The sequence below is a fragment of the Nocardioides sp. B-3 genome (assembly GCF_024703895.1).
Lineage (GTDB): Bacteria > Actinomycetota > Actinomycetes > Propionibacteriales > Nocardioidaceae > Nocardioides.
In genome coordinates this window covers 263,744-283,087 of the sequence record NZ_CP087968.1, presented here as the reverse complement: position 1 = coordinate 283,087, position 19,344 = coordinate 263,744, and the positions used below count along the sequence as shown (strand labels likewise).

Genomic DNA, 19,344 nt, shown 5'->3' with positions numbered 1-19,344 from the left:
TCACTCCGGCCTGCTGCGAGGCGTCGAGCGCCTCAGCGGGACCTCCAACCAGAAGGAGAACTGACATGGCACGCATGCGCGCGGTCGACGCCGCCGTCCTGATCCTGGAGAAGGAAGGGGCCACCCAGCTGTTCGGCCTCCCCGGCGCCGCGATCAACCCCTTCTACAGCGCGATGCGCGCCCACGGCGGGGCTCAAGCACGTGCTCGCTCGCCACGTCGAGGCCGCCTCGCACATGGCGGAGGGCTACACCCGCGCCGCCGCCGGCAACATCGGTGTCTGCATCGGTACGTCCGGTCCGGCCGGCACCGACATGATCACCGGCCTCTACTCCGCCTCCGCGGACTCGATCCCGATCCTGTGCATCACCGGCCGGGCACCGGTGGCCAAGCTGCACAAGGAGGACTTCCGTGCAGTCGACATTGCTTCCATCGCCAAGCCGGTCTCCAAGTGGGCCGTCACGGTGATGGAGCCGGCGCAGGTCCCGGGCACCTTCCAGAAGGCGTTCCAGATCATGCGTGAGGGACGCCCGGGCCCGGTCCGGTCGACCTGCCGATCGACGTCCAGATGACCGAGATCGACTTCGACATCGACACCTACGAGCCGCTCCCGGTCAGCCGTCCCTGCGGCGACCCGGGCCCGAGCCGAGAAGGCACTGTCCATGCTCAACGCGGCCGAGCGCCCGTTGATCGTGGCCGGCGGCGGCATCATCAACGCCGACGCCGCCGAGCTGCTGGTCGAGTTCGCCGAGACCACCGGCGTCCCTGTCGTCCCGACCCTGATGGGCTGGGGCACGATCCCCGACGACCACCCGCTCACCGCCGGCATGGTGGGCCTGCAGACCTCGCACCGCTACGGCAACGCGACCATGCTCGCCAGCGACTTCGTGATCGGCATCGGCAACCGGTGGGCCAACCGCCACACGGGCGGCGTCGAGACGTACACCCGGGGCCGCACGTTCGTGCACGTCGACATCGACCCGACCCAGATCGGTCGCGTCTTCAACGCCGACTACAGCATCGTCTCCGACGCGAAGGCCGCACTCGAGGTCTTCGTCGAGGTGGCGAAGGAGTGGGCGGCCGAGGGCAAGCTCACCGACCGCAGCGCCCGGGCCGGCGAGTGCGCCGAGCGCAAGCGCACCCTGCAGCGCAAGACCGACTTCGACAACATCCCGGTCAAGCCGCAGCGCGTCTACCGGGAGATGAACAAGGCCTTCGGTCCCGACACCCGCTACGTCTCCACGATCGGGCTGTCCCAGATCCGAGCCGCACAGCTGCTGCACGTCTACAAGCCGCGCAACTGGATCAACGCAGGCCGGGCCGGACCGCTCGGCTGGACCGTCCCCGCCGCCCTCGGCGTCGCCGCCGCCGACCCCGAGGCCACCGTGGTCGCGCTGTCCGGCGACTACGACTTCCAGTTCCTGATCGAGGAGCTCGCGGTCGGTGCGCAGTTCCACCTGCCGTACATCCACGTCGTCGTGAACAACTCCTATCTGGGGCTGATTCGCCGGGCGCAGCGCGGCTTCGAGATGGACTACCACGTCCAACTGTCGTTCGAGAACGTCAACAGCCCGGAGCTCAACGGCTACGGCGTCGACCACGTCAAGGTTACCGAGGGTCTGGGTTGCAAGGCGATCCGCGTCTTCGAGCCTGACGAGATCCTGCCGGCGCTCGAGCAGGCCAAGAAGCTGATGGTCGAGTTCGAGGTCCCGGTCGTGGTCGAGGTCATCATGGAGCGCGTCACCAACGTGTCCATGGGGCTGGAGATCGACAACGTCGTCGAGTTCGAGGACATCGCCGAGCGCGGCGAGCACGCGCCCACCGCGATCACTCCGCTGGACTGACCGGACCTTCCATGCCCAAGGTCCTGATCGCCTCCGACAAGTTCAAGGGATCGCTCACCGCCGCCGAGGTTGCGGCGGCGGTGAGCGAGGGCGTACGCCGCAGTCGACCCGACGTCGACGTCGAGTCCGTGCCCGTCGCGGACGGGGAGACGGCACGTTGGCTGCGGCCGTCGCGGCCGGCTTCAGGTTCGTGCCGGTGACGGCTGCAGGCCCGACCGGTGAACCGGTCGAGAGCGGCTATGCCCGGCGAGACGACGTCGCCGTCGTCGAGGCTCGCCGACGTGTCCGGCCCTGGTGCGCCTGCCCTCGGGGCCGGCACCGATGACGGCCGGCACCCTCGGCACCGGACAGGTTGTCGCCGCCGCGGTCGGAGCCGGCTGCCGGAAGGTCATGATCGGGATCGGCGGCAGTGCCAGCACCGACGGTGGTGCCGGGCTGCTGCATGGCCTCGGCGCTCGCCTGCTCGACGTCGACGGTCGGCCGATCGGCACCGGGGGAGCGCCCTGACCGGGCTCGCCTCCCTCGACCGGCGCCCCTGCGCGCTGCCACGAAGGACGTCGAGTTCGTCGTCGCCTGCGACGTCGACAACCCGCTCACCGGCCCGCTCGGCGCGGCGGCCACCTACGGTCCGCAGAAGGGTGCCGGCCCCGGACAGGTGCTCGAGCTCGACGACGCGCTCACGCACCTGGCTGACCTCGTCGCCGCCCACACCGGCATCGACCTGCGCGAAACCCCCCGGCGCCGGTGCTGCCGGAGGGGTGGGCTTTGCCGCCCCCGGCTCTGCTCGGAGCCGAGCTCCGCCCCGGCATCGACCTCGTCCTCGACACGGTCGGTTTCCACGACCGTCTCGACGGCGTCGACCTCGTCATCACCGGGGAGGGAGCGCTCGACGAGCAGACGCTGCACGGCAAGGCGCCGGCCGGCGTCGCCGCTGCGGCCGCCGCTCGCGGTATCCCCGTTGTCGCGGTCTGCGGTGTCAACCGGCTGGGCGCGGCTCGCCTGTACGACGCCGGGATCGCAGCGGCGTACGCCCGGTCGATCTCGAGCCCGGACGTCGCCCGCTGCATCAGCGACGGCACACCCCTTCTCGAACGCCTCGGGCAGCAGATCGCTGCCGAACACCTCCCGGTCGAGGCCACCGCCTGACCGGCTTCACAGCACTGAGGAGAACCATGAGTTCCACGCTGCCCCTGCCTGTCATCTCCGACGGCCTGCCCAGCCAGCTGCCGGACACTGACCCCGCGGAGACCCGCGAGTGGGTCGACTCGCTGCGCGACGTCGTGGAGCGGCACGGTCCCTACCGTGCGCGGTTCTTGATGCTCAAGCTGCTCCGGGAGGCGCGGAGCCTGCGCGTCGGCGTGCCTGCCCTGCGCAGCACCGACTACGTCAACACCATCTCGACCGAGCGCGAGCCGTGGTTCCCCGGCGACGAGGAGCTCGAGCGGCGGATCCGACGCATCATCCGGTGGAACGCCGCCGTGATGGTGACGCGAGCCAACCGGCCCGCGATCGGCGTCGGCGGCCACATTGCGACCTACCAGTCCGCGGCGTCGCTCTACGAGGTCGGGTTCAACCACTTCTTCCGCGGCAAGGAACACCCCGGCGGGGGAGACCCAGTCTTCATCCGGGGGCATGCGTCGCCCGGTGTGTACGCCCGCGCCTTCCTCGAGGGCCGGCTGAGCGAGGACCGGATGGACGGGTTCCGCCGGGAGCTGTCCCGCGGCGGCTCGGAGCGGTCGCTGTCGTCGTACCCGCACCCGCGGTTGATGCCGGACTTCTGGGAGTTCCCGACGGTGTCGATGGGACTGGGGCCGATCAATTCGATCTACCGGGCGCGCTTCAACAAGTACCTCCACAACCGTGGCATCAAGGACACCAGCGAGCAGCGCGTGTGGGCCTACCTCGGCGACGGCGAGATGGACGAGCCCGAGTCGCTCGGCGCCATCGGCCCGGCCGCGCGAGGAGCTCGACAACCTCACGTTCGTCATCAACTGCAACCTGCAGCGGCTCGACGGGCCGGTGCGCGGCAACGGCAAGATCATCCGGGAGCTCGAGTCCTTCTTCCGCGGCGCCGGCTGGAACGTCGTGAAGGTCGTCTGGGGCCGCGGGTGGGACAAGCTCCTCGCCGCCGACCGCGACGGCGTGCTCGTGAACGCGATGAACACCACGCCCGACGGGCAGTTCCAGACGTATGCCACCGAGACCGGCGCCTACATCCGCGAGCACTTCTTCGGTCGTGACCCGCGCCTGCTCGACATCGTCAAGGACCTCACCGACGAGGAGATCGAGCGGCTGCCGCGGGGCGGGCACGACTACCGCAAGGTGTACGCCGCCTACCGGGCCGCCGCCAATCACGTCGGTCAGCCGACGGTGATCTGGCCCACACAGTCAAGGGCTGGACGCTACCCGACACGATGTCCTCGCGGATGTCGAACCACCAGATGAAGAAGATGGACGCGACCGGTCTCAAGTCCTTCCGCGACCGTCTCCACCTGCCGATCACCGACAAGGCGATCGAGGAGGGCATGGCCGAGGGCCTGCCGCCGTACTACCACCCGGGCCCGGAATCGCAGGAGGTCCGCTACCTGCTCGACCGCAGGACTCGGCTCGGCGGGTTCGTGCCGAACCGCCGGGTGAAGGCCGCGCCACTGGTCTTGCCCGGCGACAAGGTCTACGCGGGCCTGCGAAAGGGTTCCGGGATCCAGCCCATTGCGACGACGATGGCCTTTGTGCGGTTGCTCAAGGAACTGATGCGCGACCCCGAGATCGGTCACCGCTTCGTCCCCGTGGTGCCCGACGAGGGCCGCACCTTCGGCATGGACCCGCTGTTCTCCAGCGCGAAGATCTACTCCCCGCACGGGCAGACCTACGAGTCGGCCGACCGCGCACAGCTGATGTCGTGGAAGGAGTCGCCGGCCGGCCAGATCCTGCACGAGGGCATCAACGAGGCTGGCTCGATGGCATCCGTCACCGCCGTCGGCACGTCGTATGCCACCCACAGCGAGCCGATGATCCCGATCTACATCTTCTACTCGATGTTCGGCTTCCAGCGCACGGGTGACGCCGCATGGGCCTTCTCCGACCAGCTCGGTCGAGGGTTCCTCCCGGGCGCCACCGCCGGGCGTACCACGCTCAACGGTGAGGGCCTCCAGCACGAGGACGGGCACTCGGTCCTGCTCGCCGCGACCAACCCTGCCGTCGTGGCTTATGACCCGGCGTTCGCCTTCGAGGTCGCGCACATCGTCAAGGACGGCCTACGCCGGATGTATGGCGAGGACAGCGAGAACGTCTGGTACTACCTGACCGTCTACAACGAGCCGTACCCGCAGCCGGCCGAGCCCGAGGGTCTCGTGGTCGAGGACCTGTTGAAGGGTCTCTACCGCTATGCCGCCGGCACCGACTTCGGACCCGAGGCGCCTCGCGTGCAGCTGCTCTCCTCCGGCGTCGGCATGCTCTGGGCGCTCCGCGCACAGCAGATGCTGGCCGACGACTGGGGCGTCTCAGCCGACGTCTGGTCCGCGCCGGCTCGGACCGAGCTGCGTCGCGAGGCCCTGTCCTGCGAGTCTTGGAACCGCAAGCACCCCCGACGAAGCGCCGCGCGTGCCGCACGTGACGGCGGCTCTCGCCGACGCCGAGGGACCGTTCATCGCGGTGTCCGACTGGATGCGCGCCGTACCCGACCAGATCCAGCCCTACGTTCCGGGGCGCTGGACCTCCTTGGGGACCGACGGCTTCGGCTGTTCCGACACCCGCTTCGCCTTGCGCCGGCACTTCGGTGTGGACGCCGAGTCGGTCGTCGCGGTCGCCCTTGGCGAGCTCGCGGCCACCGGGCACGTGAAGCCCGAGGTCGTCGCCGAGGCCGTACGCCGCTATCGACTCGACGACGCGACGTACTTCCCCACGGGCGTCTCCGCCGGCGGCGACGCGTGAAGCTTCTGCGCGTCGGCGCGGTCGGCCATGAACGGCCGGCCGCGCTCGACGACGGTGGAGAGTTGCGTGACCTCTCCTCGCTCACCGCTGACGTCGACGGGCAGCTGCTCGGGGATCCGGTCCTGCTGGCCGCCGTGCGAGATGCGATACGCGACCGGACGCTGCCGGTGTACCCGCCGTCCGTCCGCATCGGCGCGCCACTGGCCCGTCCCGGCAAGGTGATCGGGATCGGGCTCAACTACCGAGGACCATGCAGCGGAGAGCGGCGCGGCGATCCCAGACGAGCCGGTGGTGTTCCTCAAGCCCGGCTCGTCGGTGTGCGGTCCGCTCGACACCATCCAGTTGCCGCCCGAGAGCACCACGACCGACTACGAGGTCGAGCTCGGGGTGGTGGTGGGCCGCCGGCTGGCGCGCTGCGGCGACCCTGCCGAGGCGCTCGCCGCGGTGGGTGGCTACCTCACCGCCAACGACGTCACAGAGCGCTCGCGCGTGGCCGCCGGTCCGACCCGGGCCAAGGGCAAGTGCGCGGACACCTTCACGCCCATCGGGCCGTGGCTGGTGACTCCCGACGAGGTGGAGGACCCGCAGGCGCTTTCGCTGACCCTGCTCGTCAACGGGGAAGTGCGGCAGTCGGGCACGACCTCTCTGATGGCGTACGGCGTCGGCGAGCTGCTCGCCTACGTCTCGTCCCTGATGACCCTCGAGCCCGGCGATCTGGTGCTCACCGGCACGCCCGGCGGCGTCGCGGCCGGTCGCCCGGAGCCCAAGCCCTTCCTCCGGCACGGCGACGTCGTGACTGCCGAGGTCGGCGGTCTGGGCGGCCAACGCACTCCCGTGGCTGCCATCGAACGACCGCTGACTGCGTGACGAGTGGAAATGTAATTCCACATGGCAGAAAAGTCTTGACGACCACATGTGACCGGGGTTACTTTTCCTCATAATAGAAGAGGGCTTCCACATTGCGGAAGCAAATCACCTGTAGTTCACACTCCTAGTAGTCCAACTCCCTGCGAGGTCCACCATGAGCACCATTGAGACACCAAGAGCCCACGGACTCTCGGTCGAGCCGAGCCCCCGCCTCTACAACGAGGACCGGCGCCCACGACCGAACGCAACTGGGGCACCTACTCGCTCTTCGCGATGTGGATGTCCGACGTGCACAGCATCGGCGGCTACGCGTTCGCGGCCGGCCTGTTCTTCACCGGTCTGGTCGGCTGGCAGGTCTTCCCGGCGCTCATCGTCGGCATCACCGCGGTGTTCTTCCTGATGAACCTCACCGGGGCCGTCGGCCAGAAGACCGGCGTGCCGTTCCCGGTCATCGCCCGCATCTCCTTCGGGGTGTACGGCGCCAACCCGGCCGCACTCATTCGGGCGGTCATCGCCATCGCGTGGTACGGCATCCAGACCTGGCTCGCATCGCAGGCCGTCGTGGTGCTCACCATCGCGGCCTGGCCCGAGGCCGTGAAGTGGACGGACGGCGGCTTCGTCGGCCTGAGCCCGCTCGGCTGGCTCGCCTTCGCCATCTTGTGGGTCCTGCAGCTGCTGGTGATCCGCCGCGGTATGGAGACGGTCCGCAAGTTCCGGGACTGGGCCGGCCCGGCCATCTGGTTCGTGATGTTCCTGCTCGCCGCCCGGATCGTCTTCGAGGCCGGCTCCGACTTCTCGCTCACCCTGTCGACTGACCAGAAGACCGGCGGCGCCGCTGTCCACGCCTTCCCGGGTTGCGATCGCCCTCACCATCACCTACTTCTCCACGCTGCTCCTGAACTTCTGTGACTTCTCGCGGTTCGCTCCCCGACAGGGCCACCGTGGTCCGCGGCAACTTCTGGGGCCTGCCGGTCAACTTCCGGCCTTCGCCGTGGTGACGGTGGCCGTGACCGCGGGCAGCATCGCGGTCTTCGGTGAGACCATCACCGACCCGGTCGAGATCGTCGCCCGCATCGACAACGTGTGGGTCACCGCCATCGGAGCCGTCACCTTCGTCATCGCCACCATCGGCATCAACGTCGTGGCCAACTTCGTCTCCGCGTCCTACGACCTCGCCAACGTCGCTCCCGAGCACATCGACTTCCGTCGCGGTGGCCTGATCAGCGCTGTCGTGGCCGTCCTGATCACGCCGTGGCACCTGTACAGCAGCCCCGCCGCGATCAACTACTTCCTCGGTGGCCCGGGTGCCCTGCTCGGCCCGCTGTTCGGCATCATCTTCATCGACTACTTCCGGTCCGACGCCAGAACGTCTCCATCGACGAGCTGTACCTCGATGACCCGCGCAGCCGCTACTACTACTCCAAGGGCTGGAACCCCAAGGCTCTGCTGGCCTTCGGGGTGGCGGCTGCGGTGACCCTGCCGGTCGCCCTGTTGAAGCCGATGGCCGACGCAGCTCCGTTCTCCTGGTTCATCGGCGTGGCCGTGGCCGCGTCCCTTTACTACCCGGTCTCGGCACGCGATATTCGTCAGGTGGAGCTCTCCGGGGCGATCGACGCCGAGCGGGTCGCTCGCGAGGGTGGGCTGGTATGAGCGAGCTCGACACGGTGATCCGCGCCCAGCGTCTGGTGAGCACGGCTGGCGAGGTAGGTCGCCTCGTCGGGGTCAAGGACGGCAGGATCGCCGCGATCGAGCCGCTTGACTCCGACCTCACGGGCGCCGAGATCGTGGAGCTCGCCGCTGACGAGGTGCTGATGCCAGGTGGTCGACGCGCACGTGCACGTGAACGACCCGGGTCGCACCGAGTGGGAGGGCTTCACGTCCGCCACCACGGCGGCGGCCGCCGGGGGCGTCACCACCATCGTCGACATGCCACTCAACAGCATTCCGCCCACGTGCGATGTGGCCGCGCTGGAGCTGAAGCGCAAGACCGCCGAAGGCCGGGCCTTCGTCGACATCGGGTTCTGGGGTGGGGCCATCCCCGGCAACGTCGGGGACCTGCGACCGCTGTACGACGCGGGCGTGCTCGGCTTCAAGTGCTTCCTGCTGCATTCGGGGGTCGACGAGTTCCCGCATCTCGATCCCGACCAGCTCGAGGAGGCGATGCGCGAGATCAGGTCGTTCGACGGGCTGATGATCGTGCACGCGGAGGACACCCACGCGATCGATCGTGCCGTGACCGCGCACGGTGAGACGTACGACGGCTTCCTCCAGAGCCGGCCCCGCGGTGCCGAGAACCTCGCAGTCGCGCAGGTGATCGAGCTCGCGCGCTGGACTGGCTGCCGGGTGCACATCCTGCACGTGTCGAGCTCCGACGTCCTGCCGATGCTTGCCTCCGCCCGCCGCGACGGCGTACCCATCACTGCCGAGACGTGCCCGCACTACCTGACGTTCTCGGCCGAGGAGATCCCCGACGGGGCGACGCAGTACAAGTGCTGCCCGCCGATCCGCGAGGCCGTCAACCGCGAGCTGTTGTGGGAGGGGTTGCGCGACGGCGTGATCGACATGGTCGTCACCGACCACTCGCCGTCCACCATCGACCTCAAGTGCTTCGACACCGGTGACTTCGGGGTGGCACGGGGCGGCATCTCGTCGCTCCAGCTCGGCCTGTCGGCCGTGTGGACCGAGGCCCGCCGCCGCGACTTCACGCTCGTCGACGTGGCCCGCTGGATGTGCCGGGCCCCGGCCCGGCACGCGGGTCTGCGACGCAAGGGCCAGATCGAGATCGGCTACGACGCCGACTTCGCCGTCTTCGCGCCCGACGACGCCTTCGTGGTCGACGTCGCGCGCCTGCATCACAAGAACGCCATCACGCCGTACGCCGACCGCCCCCTCGCCGGAGTCGTCCGCAGCACCTGGCTGCGGGGTCGGCGCATCGACATCACCGAGCAGGCCGAGCCGTTCGGCAAGCTGCTGACACGAGGAGGAGCATGACCACGCCAGCATCCCCGCGCTACTACGCACCCAAGGGTGGGTTGCCCGCGCAGACGGAGCTGACCACCAATCGGGCGATCTTCACCGAGGCGTACGCCGTCCTGCCGCGAGGCACGATGACCGACATCGTCACCAGCCTGCTGCCGTTCTGGGACAACACCCGCCTCTGGGTGATTGCCCGACCGCTGTCCGGCTTCGCGGAGACGTTCTCGCAGTACATCGTCGAGGTCTCCCCGGGCGGCGGCAGCAACAAGCCCGAGCTCGACCCGGGAGCCGAGGGTGTCGTCTTCGTCGTCGAGGGCGCGCTCACGTTGACCCTCGAGGGGAGCAGCACGAACTCGCGACCGGCGGCTACGCGTTCCTCCCGCCGGGCTGCTCATGGACGTTGCACAACACCAGCGAAGGCACCGCGACCTTCCACTGGATCCGCAAGGCCTACCGGGTGGTCGAGGGCATCGACCTGCCAGAGGCGTTCGTGACCAACGAGCTCGACGTGCCCGCCGGCGAGATGCCCGAGACCAACGGCGCGTGGACCACCCAGCGCTTCGCGGACCCGAGCGACATCCGCCACGACATGCACGTCAACATCGTCAACTTCGAACCCGGCGGCGTGATCCCCTTCCCGGAGACGCACGTGATGGAGCACGGGCTCTACGTCCTCGAAGGCAAGGCGATGTATCTCCTCAACGATGACTGGGTCGAGGTGCAGGAGGGTGACTTCATGTGGCTGCGGGCGTTCTGTCCCCGGGCCTGTTACGCCGGCGGCCCCGGTCGTTTCCGCTACCTGCTGTACAAGGACGTCAACCGGCACGCCACGCTGAGTCGCCAGTTCGTCTGACGCTGTTGATCCGTCTCGCCCAGCCGGGCGGCGGTTAGGGGTGGGGTCGCTTCCCCCGGCGTCTGCAAGGATGCCGCGATCGCCGTACCCACGCCTCCCGGGAGCTGCACGTTGTACCTCAAGAGCCTCACGCTGAAGGGCTTCAAGTCCTTCGCGTCTGCGACGACGCTCCAGCTCGAGCCCGGGATCACCTGCATCGTCGGTCCCAACGGCTCCGGCAAGTCCAACGTCGTCGACGCGCTCGCCCGGGTGATGGGCGAGCAGGGCGCCAAGTCGCTGCGCGGCGGCAAGATGGAGGACGTCATCTTCGCCGGCACGTCCGGTCGGCCTCCGCTGGGCCGGGCCGAGGTGCAGCTGACGATCGACAACAGCGACGGTGCGCTGCCGATCGAGTATGCCGAGGTCACGATCTCGCGCACGATGTTCCGCAACGGCGGTTCTGAATACGCCATCAACGGCAGCAGCTGCCGCTTGCTCGACGTGCAGGAGCTGCTCAGCGACTCCGGCATCGGCCGCGAGATGCACGTCATTGTCGGCCGGGGCCAGCTCGACACGATCCTGCACGCGACCCCCGAGGACCGCCGCGGCTTCATCGAGGAGGCCGCGGGTGTGCTCAAGCACCGCAAGCGCAAGGAGAAGGCGCTCCGCAAGCTCGACTCCACCGAGGGCAACCTCACCCGTCTCAACGACCTGCTCACCGAGATCCGCCGCCAGCTCAAGCCGCTCGGGCGACAGGCCGAGGTCGCCCGCCGGGCCGCCTCGGTGCAGGCCGACGTGCGCGACGCCCGCGCACGCCCGGTCGCCGACGACTCGGTGAAGGCGCGGCACGCGCTCGAGCAGGAGATGGCGGACGAGACGATCCTGGTCGAGCGTCGCGCCGAGGTCGAGGCAGCCCTCGCCGCGGCCCGCGAGCAGGAGACCGCCCCGGAGGCTGCGCTGCGCACCGACCTGCCCGAGCTGGCCAAGGCCCGGGGAGACGTGGTTCGCCCTGTCCGGCCTGCGCGAGCGCCTGCGCGGCACCCAGTCGCTGGCCACCGAACGCCTTCGCAACGCCGCCGGTGCGGCCGACGCGGACACCGTCGACTCCGGGCGCGATCCCGACGAGCTCGAGGCCCGGGCCGTGCGGGTGCGCGAGCAGGAGGCCGAGATCGGGGCACAGGTCGAGGAGCACCGCGCTGCTCTCGAGGCGGCGGTCGCCGATCGCCGTACGGCGGAGGACGCCGCGGCAGCCGAGGAGCGCCGCATCGCCGGGCTGGTCCCGCGCGGCGGCCGACCGCCGCGAGGGGCTGGCGCGGCTGCACGGACAGGTCAACGCGCTCAAGTCGCGCGCCGCTGCCGCCGCTGAGGAGATCGGCCGCCTCACCTCCGCACGCGCGAGGAGGCGCTTGCCCGCGCCGAGCGGGCACAGAAGGACTTCACGTCGCTCGAGACGCGGGTCGCCGGGCTCGATGCCGGCGAGGAGGGCCTCGACGCCGAGCACGAAGCGGCCGTCGCCGCCCTCGACGACATCGACGAGCGCCTCGCCAAGGCCCGCGAAGAGGCCCAGCAGGCCGACCGCAACCGTGCCGGCCTCGTGGCCCGACGCGATGCACTCGAGCTCGGCCTCAACCGCAAGGACGGCGCCGGCGCCCTGCTCGCCGCGACCGACACCGTGTCGGGCCTGCTCGGCTCGGTGGCCGCACTGCTGAGCGTGGAGGCCGGCTACGAGGCGGCCGTCGCCGCCGCCCTCGGCACGGCTGCCGACGCGGTCGTCGTGACCGGTGCCGACGCCGCGATCGACGCAATTGCGCACCTCAAGAAGGACGACCTCGGACGTGCCGGGCTGCTCCTCGGCGGTGGCCCCGCGGACGACGCCGCCCGGCCTGCGCTGCCGGCCCATGCGGCGTACGCACTCGACGTCGTGGAGGCGCCCGCCGACCTGCGCCCCGCGGTCGCGCGGCTGTTGTTCAAGATCGCGGTCGTCGACGACCTGCCCACTGCCCGGGCCCTGATCGCCGACCTGCCCGACGTGACCGCCGTGACGAGGGACGGCGACCTGATCGGCGCCCACTTCGCGGCCGGGGGGTCGTCCAGCCAGCCCAGCCTGCTCGAGATCCGGGCCGCGGTCGACGAGGCCGTCGGCCAGCTCCGGGGAGGCGACCGCGTCGACGGAGCGCCTCGGGTTCGAGATCTCCCGGCTCGAGGCCGAGCGGCACGACGCCCTCAAGCGCACCGACGTCGCGCTCGCCAAGCTGCACGAGTCCGACGCGACGCTGGCGGCGGTGGCCGAGGAGCTGGGTCAGTACGGCTCCCGGGCGCGCTCCGCCCGGGGCGAGGCCGAGCGGCTCGAACGTGCGATCGCGACGGCCGAGGCCGCTCGCGAGACGGACAGCGCCGGTCTGGCGGACCTCGAGCTGCGGCTCTCCACCGCCGAGGAAGCACCCGACGACGAACCCGACGTCTCCGAGCGCGAGCGCCTCGTCGAGGCGGCCAAGGCCACCCGTCAGGGCGAGATGGATGCCCGCCTGACGTTGCGCACCACCGAGGAACGAGCTCGTGCGCTCAACGGTCGCGCCGACTCGCTCGTGCGCGCCGCCCAGGGCCGAGCGCGACTCCCGGGCGCGCGCAACCGAGCGCCGCGAGCGGCTGATCCGTGAGGGGGCCGCCGCCGAGGCGGTCAACGCCGGTGTGACGATCGTGCTCCAGCGGCTCGAACGCAGCGTGATGCTGGCCGCCGACGCTCGCGCCGCCGTCGAGGAGTCACGCCGGGAGCGCGAGCAGCAGCTGCTGGCCGCGCGATCGACGTTGCGCGACCTCGGTCGCGAGCACGACGAGCTGGTCAACTCCGTCCATCGCGACGAGATGGCGCGGACCCAGCAGAAGATGCGGATCGACCAGCTCGAGGAGCGCGCGCTCGAGGAGCTCGGCCCGGAGGCCGACGGCCTGATCAACGACTACGGCCCGACGACGCTGGTGCCGTTCTTCGGTGAGGTCGCCGAGGATGCGATCGCGCCCGAGCCGGTGCCCTTCGTCCGGGAGGAGCAGGAGAAGCGGCTCAAGACCGCCGAGCGCGCCCTCGCCATGCTGGGCCGGGTCAACCCGCTGGCGCTCGAGGAGTTCTCCGCCATGGAGGAGCGACACAAGTTCCTCAGCGAGCAGCTCGAGGACCTGCGGCGGACCCGCAAGGACCTCCTCGACATTGTCCGCGAGGTCGACGACCGCGTGCAGCAGGTCTTCACCGAGGCCTACGCCGACGTCGAGAAGGCCTTCGACTCGACCTTCGCGCGGCTCTTCCCCGGTGGTGAGGGACGACTCGTCCTCACCGACCCCGACGACATGCTCAACACCGGCATCGAGGTGGAGGCCCGCCCCGCCGGCAAGAAGGTCAAGCGACTCTCACTGCTCTCCGGTGGTGAGCGCTCACTGGTCGCGGTGGCCTTCCCGGTCGCGCTGTTCAAGGCACGCCCCTCACCGTTCTACATCCTCGACGAGGTCGAGGCCGCCCTCGACGACACCAACCTCGGCCGGCTGCTGGAGATCTACGAGGAGCTGCGCGAGAACTCCCAGCTGCTGGTCATCACGCACCAGAAGCGGACGATGGAGGTCGGCGACGCGCTCTACGGCGTCACCATGCGTGGCGACGGCGTGACCACGGTCATCTCCCAGCGGTTGGAGCGGGCCGAGTCGGCCTGAGGTCGCCGTTAGGGTGGCGCCCGTGACCGATCGAGCAGCCCGCCCCACCCGTGCCGACTACGTCGCCCGGCGCACCGCGACCACCCGGTGGCGCGACGACGACGCCTACGGCCACCTGAACAACGCGACCTACTACGAGCTCTTCGACACGGCCGTCAACGCGCACCTCTACGAGGCGACCGGCGTCGACGTGCGCGCGCTCCCGCAGATCGGGGTGGTGGCCGAGACGTCGTGCCGCTACTTCCGCGAGGTCGGCTTCCCCGAGCCGATCGAGATGGGCATGGTCGTGGACAAGGTCGGCAGCTCGTCGATCATCTACCGCATCGGGCTCTTCCGGGGCGACTCCGACGAGGCCGCCGCCGAGGGCCGTTTCGTGCACGTGTACGTCGACAACGAGCACGGTGCAGGCAACCGACCGGTCGTCCCGATGCCCGACGTGGTGCGCGCGGCTGTGGAGCCGCTGCTCCGCTGAACCGGTCTTCCCGGCGGTGAGTGAGCCACATTTCGACGTACGAAAATGTGGGTGTGACACCGGTGCGTCGGCGTGGCGCGCGGGACACGCCCAGCAGCGGTGAACCACCCACATTCCGCAGCCCGAGAATGTGGCTCACTCACCGCTGGGGTGGGGGAGAGTGTGGGCGGCGACACACCGGCGAGGACCGCGTGAAATCGCGCCCGGGCGGACCGATGTGCCACGGTGGAGACATCTGCACACCTCTCGGGAGTTGAAGACATGCTGGCGATCGTCTTGATGATGCTGCTCGTCCCGGCCGTCTCCGCGGCCGTCGTGTTGTACGTCGCCTACCCGCACCGTGGCGAGGACCTGCCCGTCGTTCCCCAGCTCGGGGACGCGATGCGCAAGGGCGTCGACGCGTTGCCGACCTTCGGCGACCACGAGGACGTCCGCGCCTGACAGCAGTCCGTTGGCGCGTGATTGGATTGCGCCATGGACTACCTCGGTGACTGGCTCTATCTGATCATCGGCATCGCCGTCGTCGGCGTGCTGATGCTGGTCGGCCTGCTGGCCGGCCGCCGGGGCAAGGCTCCGTCCGTGCCGAGCGCGGGCACCGACGTCATCGCGCCGCCTCGGACCGAGGCGCCGACAGAGGCAGGAACGCCCGCAGAGGCGCCGATCGAAGAGCCGACGCTCGAGAAGCCGGAAGGCACGGCCTCTCGCCCGGTCCGGCTGCGCCAGCGTCTCGCCGGCTCGCAGGGCACCCTCGGTCGCGGACTGCTCGCGCTGCTCAGCCGCGACCGTCTCGACGAGGACACTTGGGAGTCCATCGAGGACACCCTGCTGACCGCGGACATCGGAGTCGCGCCGACGACGCAGCTGGTGGAGCGACTGCGGTCCCGCCTGCGCGTCGAGGGTGGTCAGGACATCGACGCCCGCGCCGTACTCCGCGAGGAGCTGCTGGAGCTCGTCGACCCGACCATGGACCGCCGCCTGCAGGTGAGCGGCGCCGACGGCAAGCCCGGCGTCGTCCTCGTCGTCGGCGTCAACGGCGCCGGCAAGACCACCACCGTCGGCAAGCTCGCCCGCATCCTCGTGGCCGAGAACCTCACCGTGACCCTCGGCGCAGCCGACACGTTCCGCGCCGCCGCCGTCGAGCAGCTCGCCACCCGGGGCGAGCGCGTCGGCGTCGAGGTCGTGCGCGGGCCGGAGGGCTCCGACCCCGCCAGCGTCGCCTTCGAGGCGGTCAAGCAGGGTGTCGAGCACGGCGTCGACACGGTGCTCGTGGACACGGCCGGCCGTCTCCAGAACAAGGCCGGGCTGATGGACGAGCTCGGCAAGGTCAAGCGCGTCATCGAGAAGCAGGCCCCGGTCACCGAGGTGCTGCTCGTCCTCGACGCCACCACCGGTCAGAACGGGATGATCCGGGCCCGCGTCTTCAGCGAGATCGTCGACGTCACCGGCATCGTCCTGACCAAGCTCGACGGCTCGGCCAAGGGCGGCATCGTGGTCGCGGTCCAGCGCGAGCTGGGCGTCCCGGTCAAGCTCGTCGGTCTCGGTGAAGGCGCCGACGACCTCGCACCGTTCGACGCGGGCGCCTTCGTCGACGCGCTTCTCGGCTGATCGGACTCAGCGACTCTCCCGCCGCCGCCGCCGCGTCTTGTCGGGGTGGCGGCAGATTGCTGCTGGGAGTCGGCGGTGTCGGTGATGTGCCGCCACCGTGCGGGCCGGCCCGGCGAGGGTGGCGGCAGATTGACTCCGAAGCACCCTCTGCGACGTGAGGTGCCGCCACCAAACGGCGGCCGGCGACCTCAGCGCGAGGAGCGGCTGGGACGGCGTTCGCGCCCGCGCAGGGCGGTGACGGCGTCCTCGACGAGCCGCGCGGCGCGCTGGTCGAACGTGTGCTGCGCGATGATCTGCAGTGCCCGGGCCCGGCGCGTCTCGTTGTCCGGGAAGGCGGCGTACGGCGACGTGATCAGTCGTGTCAGGTCGCTCTCGTCGTGGAAGGGCTGGACGAGATCGCCGAAGGTCTCGTGCAGGCCGGAGACCGGGTCGGTGGCGATCCGGGCACCGCAGGCGGCGGCGTCGAAGAGGCGGTTGGACAGGAAGCTGTCGCGGCGCATGTCGACGTGGTGGTCGTTGAGGACGATCCCGGCCGAGGCGTAGAGCGCGCCCACCTCGTCGTTGGGCACCCCTGACGACGCGACGGTGGCGGGGTCGAGGAACTCGTCCCAGTCGGCGCCGTGCACCGTGAGGTCGGCGTCGGCGGCCAGCGCGGTGCGGACCGCCTGCCGGAAGACGCCGCGGGAGTTGCCGACGAACAGCACGGCCGGGCCGGTGTCGGGCACGCCGCGGTCGGGGGTGGAAGAAGCGCGGATCGGTGCACTGCAGCAGGGGTTGGACGGGCAGTCCCCAGTCGCGACGGACTGGGCCGGCCAGCTCAGGCTGGCGGCGTAGACCGAGTCGAAGGACTTGAGCTCGGCCATCGAGACGAGGTCGGGGTGGCTGATGATCCACTGCATGTTCAGCGCCGTCGGGTGCGGCTCGACGAGGTCGAGCCCGCGCAGCACGAGCACGACGTCGTCGTGGTCGCGTGAGGGCCGGTGCCGGGCGTCACGGGAGTCGACCGACACGTTCTGCCCGCTGCGCTCGAGCGCGGCTGCCAGCGACCGGGCGAAGTGGGTGTCGCCCCAGCGTTCGCCGCGCGGACCGGCCGGTGCAGCGGTGTCGATCGTCCAACGCAGCCGCGGCGGGTGCTCGTCGATGCCCTGCACGTGGCGCACGACCTGCTGCTGGAGGAGGACGGAGTCGGACTCGGGGTCGTCGGGATCGGCGGAGACGCGCTGGCTCCGGACCCCGGTGACCTCGAAGCCGGACGTCTGCCACAGGGTGCTGGTGTGGTCGTCAGGGATGGTGTGCCGGCGCGACCGAAGGGCGGCCATCGCCATCTTGAGCTCGGCGGGTTCGGCGTAGGCCGTGCGGGAGGTGACGCTCACGTCGGGCACCAGCACGCTGCGCCCGACCCCGGTGGCGGCCGCGCGCAGCCCGAGGTCGGTCTCCGCCGGGACGTCGGGGAAGCTGGTGTCGAGGCCGTGCAGCGTCAGCAGTGCGCCGGCCCGCAGGGCCACCATCGGAGAGGCCGGGGCCGGGATCTCGGCCGCGCCGAGGCGGCGCGCGTCGGACGCGGCGTGGCCGGCGAAGAGCAACCCGAGCCGGCCGTCGTTCTTCGGGGAAACCGGCGCCGGCGGAGATGATCAGGCCGCGCCGGTCGAGCACGAGCGGCTGGGCGACGGCGACGTCGGGGTCGTCGACGGTCCCGGTGAGACGTCGGATCAGCTCCGGCGCCGGCTGTGCCTCCGGACGGAGCAGCACGACCCGGTCGCCGGTGGTGTGCGCGATGCCGATGTTCGTCGCCGCGGAGATCCGGGTGCCGGCGGGCACCGAGACACTGGTGACCGACGGCAGCAGTCCGGCCAGCGCCGACGTGAGCAGGTGCGGTCCGCGGCGGTCACGCGTGGCCACGACGACCACCTCGACGTCCGGTTCCCCGGCGAGCAGCCAGTCGACCGTGCCGCGGGAGCCGTAGCCCATCGGCAGCACGATGCTGGTGCGCCCGGCGACCCTTTCGGTGGCCCGGGCGGCCTCCCAGTTGACGGTGGCGGGTGCGTCGGCGGTGACTCCGCGCACGAGCACGAGGGGATTGGCCCAGCCGACGATCAGCGAGGTGCGGAGCCGGTCGACGAACGTGGCGACCGTCTCCTCCGAGTCGCCCTCGTCGAAGGTGCCGACCTCGTCGAGGGTCGTACGGCGAAGCAGGGTCGTCCCGAGGTCGAACTGGGACGTCGTCACCAGCTCGCCGGACAGTCGCGTGTCGGGCCCGGTGAAGGCGTGGACGGCGGAGCGCTCGCCGGCCCGGAGCACCCCGACACCGCGGGCCGGGAACTCCGGGTGCCACAGGTGGCCGGGCTCGAGGAAGGCCGGGAACTCGCCGCGGGCGCGCTGGATGCCGCGGTTGAGGGTGCGCCCGAGCTGGGTGCGCGACCCGAGCACGACGCGGATGCGGGGGTCGCGGGTCGCCGCGTCGGAGGCGACGCTGCTCGTCGCGTCGATGGACCCGCGGTCGAGGACGAGCAGCTCCCACTGGTCGAGGGTCTGGTCCTGCAGTGCGGCGATGGTCGGCGCCAGCAGCGGACCGACGTCCCGGGCGCTCATCAGCACCGTGACGACGGGGCCGGCGGCCTCGGGGGAGTGCTGGTGTGCTCCGGGGTTGGCGTCGAGGTAGGACAGGACCTGCCACTCGCGCGCCGCGCGCAAGGCGTTGTCGCGGAACTCGCCCCACTGCAGGTGCGGGTAGCCGCGGCGTACGGGCATCGGGGTCTCGCGCGTCGCGTGGTCGGACCACCGGGCCAGCGGGCCGAATGTGTGGTCGCGGGCCGCGGGGTTCTCCTCGAGGATCCGCTCGGTGTTGATCAGCGGGTGCGGCGCCAGCCGGTTGCGGCGCGGACCCTCGGTGACGTACCACAGTGACGGCGGCAGGTCACCGGCCTGCCAGACGCCCTTGCCCGGCAGCCACGTCGCCTCGAAGAGCGGGTGCGGGGAGATGTCGGGAGTGTTGATGACGGCGCGGGCGGCGTCCTCGGCCGTCGCCGGCTGGGTGCCGAGCTGTGCGCCGATCCAGTCGAGGTCGAGCAGCCCCGACGCGACCGGGTCGCGGGCGGAGTGCCGTGCCGCGGTGCTCATGGGGGGTTCG

The 19,344-nt window shown here is 70.6% G+C and carries 16 protein-coding genes and 5 pseudogenes; 18 read left to right on the top strand and 3 right to left on the bottom strand.

Annotation, left to right across the window (positions count from 1 at the left end; genetic code table 11):
• Positions 1–201 precede the first annotated feature (201 nt).
• The 7 genes and pseudogenes from LP418_RS01920 to aceE all read left to right on the top strand — a co-directional run bounded on the left by LP418_RS01920 (position 202) and on the right by aceE (position 5,772).
• On the top strand, positions 202–570 hold the full coding sequence (locus tag LP418_RS01920; RefSeq protein WP_257955027.1) for a thiamine pyrophosphate-binding protein: 369 nt from the start codon (positions 202–204) through the stop codon (positions 568–570).
• Between the two features lie 90 nt (positions 571–660).
• The gene (gene gcl, locus LP418_RS01915; protein ID WP_257955026.1) at positions 661–1,842 is read left to right on the top strand and encodes a glyoxylate carboligase; all 1,182 of its coding nucleotides are present in this window, start codon (positions 661–663) and stop codon (positions 1,840–1,842) included.
• Positions 1,843–1,853: 11 nt separating this feature from the next.
• Entirely contained in the window at positions 1,854–2,042 is a 189-nt protein-coding gene (locus tag LP418_RS01910) for a glycerate kinase (protein ID WP_257955025.1), read from the top strand.
• 121 nt (positions 2,043–2,163) lie between these two features.
• On the top strand, positions 2,164–2,349 hold the full coding sequence (locus tag LP418_RS01905) for a glycerate kinase (protein ID WP_257955024.1): 186 nt from the start codon (positions 2,164–2,166) through the stop codon (positions 2,347–2,349).
• Positions 2,285–2,518 (top strand): annotated as a pseudogene (locus tag LP418_RS32120) (glycerate kinase); the annotation flags it as partial. The gene LP418_RS01905 and the pseudogene LP418_RS32120, both read left to right, overlap by 65 nt.
• Before the next feature lie 89 nt (positions 2,519–2,607).
• Entirely contained in the window at positions 2,608–2,988 is a 381-nt protein-coding gene (locus LP418_RS01900; RefSeq protein WP_257955023.1) for a glycerate kinase, read from the top strand.
• Between the two features lie 26 nt (positions 2,989–3,014).
• Positions 3,015–5,772: pseudogene (gene aceE, locus LP418_RS01895) on the top strand (pyruvate dehydrogenase (acetyl-transferring), homodimeric type).
• On the opposite strand, the gene LP418_RS01890 reads toward aceE, so the two are convergent.
• On the bottom strand, positions 5,712–6,074 hold the full coding sequence (locus tag LP418_RS01890; RefSeq protein WP_257955022.1) for a hypothetical protein: 363 nt from the start codon (positions 6,072–6,074) through the stop codon (positions 5,712–5,714). The pseudogene aceE and the gene LP418_RS01890 overlap by 61 nt on opposite strands.
• Between LP418_RS01890 and LP418_RS01885 the strand changes: the two genes are divergently transcribed.
• From LP418_RS01885 to ftsY, 11 genes and pseudogenes are all read left to right on the top strand, one after another.
• A complete protein-coding gene (locus LP418_RS01885; RefSeq protein WP_336275883.1) occupies positions 6,061–6,639 on the top strand; it encodes a fumarylacetoacetate hydrolase family protein in 579 nt (192 codons plus the stop codon). The genes LP418_RS01890 and LP418_RS01885 overlap by 14 nt on opposite strands.
• Positions 6,640–6,876: 237 nt before the next feature.
• Positions 6,877–7,548 (top strand): annotated as a pseudogene (locus tag LP418_RS01880) (cytosine permease); the annotation flags it as partial.
• A pseudogene (locus LP418_RS01875) lies at positions 7,451–8,289 on the top strand (cytosine permease). The pseudogenes LP418_RS01880 and LP418_RS01875, both read left to right, overlap by 98 nt.
• Before the next feature lie 168 nt (positions 8,290–8,457).
• Positions 8,458–9,630 (top strand): allantoinase AllB, encoded by a 1,173-nt coding sequence (gene allB / locus LP418_RS01865; RefSeq protein WP_257955020.1) that lies wholly within the window; start codon positions 8,458–8,460, stop codon positions 9,628–9,630.
• A 10-nt stretch (positions 9,631–9,640) separates the two neighbouring features.
• Positions 9,641–10,468 (top strand): (S)-ureidoglycine aminohydrolase, encoded by an 828-nt coding sequence (gene allE, locus LP418_RS01860; protein ID WP_336276007.1) that lies wholly within the window; start codon positions 9,641–9,643, stop codon positions 10,466–10,468.
• Positions 10,469–10,579: 111 nt separating this feature from the next.
• Positions 10,580–11,125: pseudogene (locus LP418_RS30165) on the top strand (chromosome segregation SMC family protein); the annotation flags it as partial.
• A 916-nt stretch (positions 11,126–12,041) separates the two neighbouring features.
• Positions 12,042–13,097, top strand: a complete 1,056-nt coding sequence (locus LP418_RS30160) for a hypothetical protein (protein WP_336276006.1) — start codon at positions 12,042–12,044, stop codon at positions 13,095–13,097.
• Entirely contained in the window at positions 13,004–14,140 is a 1,137-nt protein-coding gene (locus LP418_RS30155) for an AAA family ATPase (RefSeq protein WP_336275882.1), read from the top strand. Before LP418_RS30160 ends, LP418_RS30155 begins: the two co-directional genes overlap by 94 nt.
• 22 nt (positions 14,141–14,162) lie before the next feature.
• Positions 14,163–14,612 carry an acyl-CoA thioesterase gene (locus LP418_RS01850; protein WP_257955019.1) on the top strand — a complete coding sequence of 150 codons (450 nt, stop codon included), beginning with the start codon at positions 14,163–14,165 and terminating at the stop codon, positions 14,610–14,612.
• 261 nt (positions 14,613–14,873) lie between these two features.
• Positions 14,874–15,053, top strand: coding sequence for a hypothetical protein (locus tag LP418_RS01845; protein ID WP_257955018.1), 180 nt, complete (start codon positions 14,874–14,876; stop codon positions 15,051–15,053).
• Between the two features lie 33 nt (positions 15,054–15,086).
• A complete protein-coding gene (ftsY, locus tag LP418_RS01840) occupies positions 15,087–16,217 on the top strand; it encodes a signal recognition particle-docking protein FtsY (RefSeq protein ID WP_257955017.1) in 1,131 nt (376 codons plus the stop codon).
• A gap of 188 nt (positions 16,218–16,405) precedes the next feature.
• Here ftsY and LP418_RS01835 read toward each other — a convergent pair whose 3' ends face one another.
• Both LP418_RS01835 and LP418_RS01830 read right to left on the bottom strand, forming a co-directional pair.
• Positions 16,406–17,590 carry a glycosyltransferase family protein gene (locus LP418_RS01835; RefSeq protein WP_257955016.1) on the bottom strand — a complete coding sequence of 395 codons (1,185 nt, stop codon included), beginning with the start codon at positions 17,588–17,590 and terminating at the stop codon, positions 16,406–16,408.
• Positions 17,499–19,334: a glycosyltransferase family 2 protein gene (locus LP418_RS01830; RefSeq protein ID WP_257955015.1), complete on the bottom strand. Its 1,836-nt coding sequence runs from the start codon at positions 19,332–19,334 to the stop codon at positions 17,499–17,501. The genes LP418_RS01835 and LP418_RS01830 overlap by 92 nt, the downstream gene beginning before the upstream one ends.
• Positions 19,335–19,344: the final 10 nt, after the last annotated feature.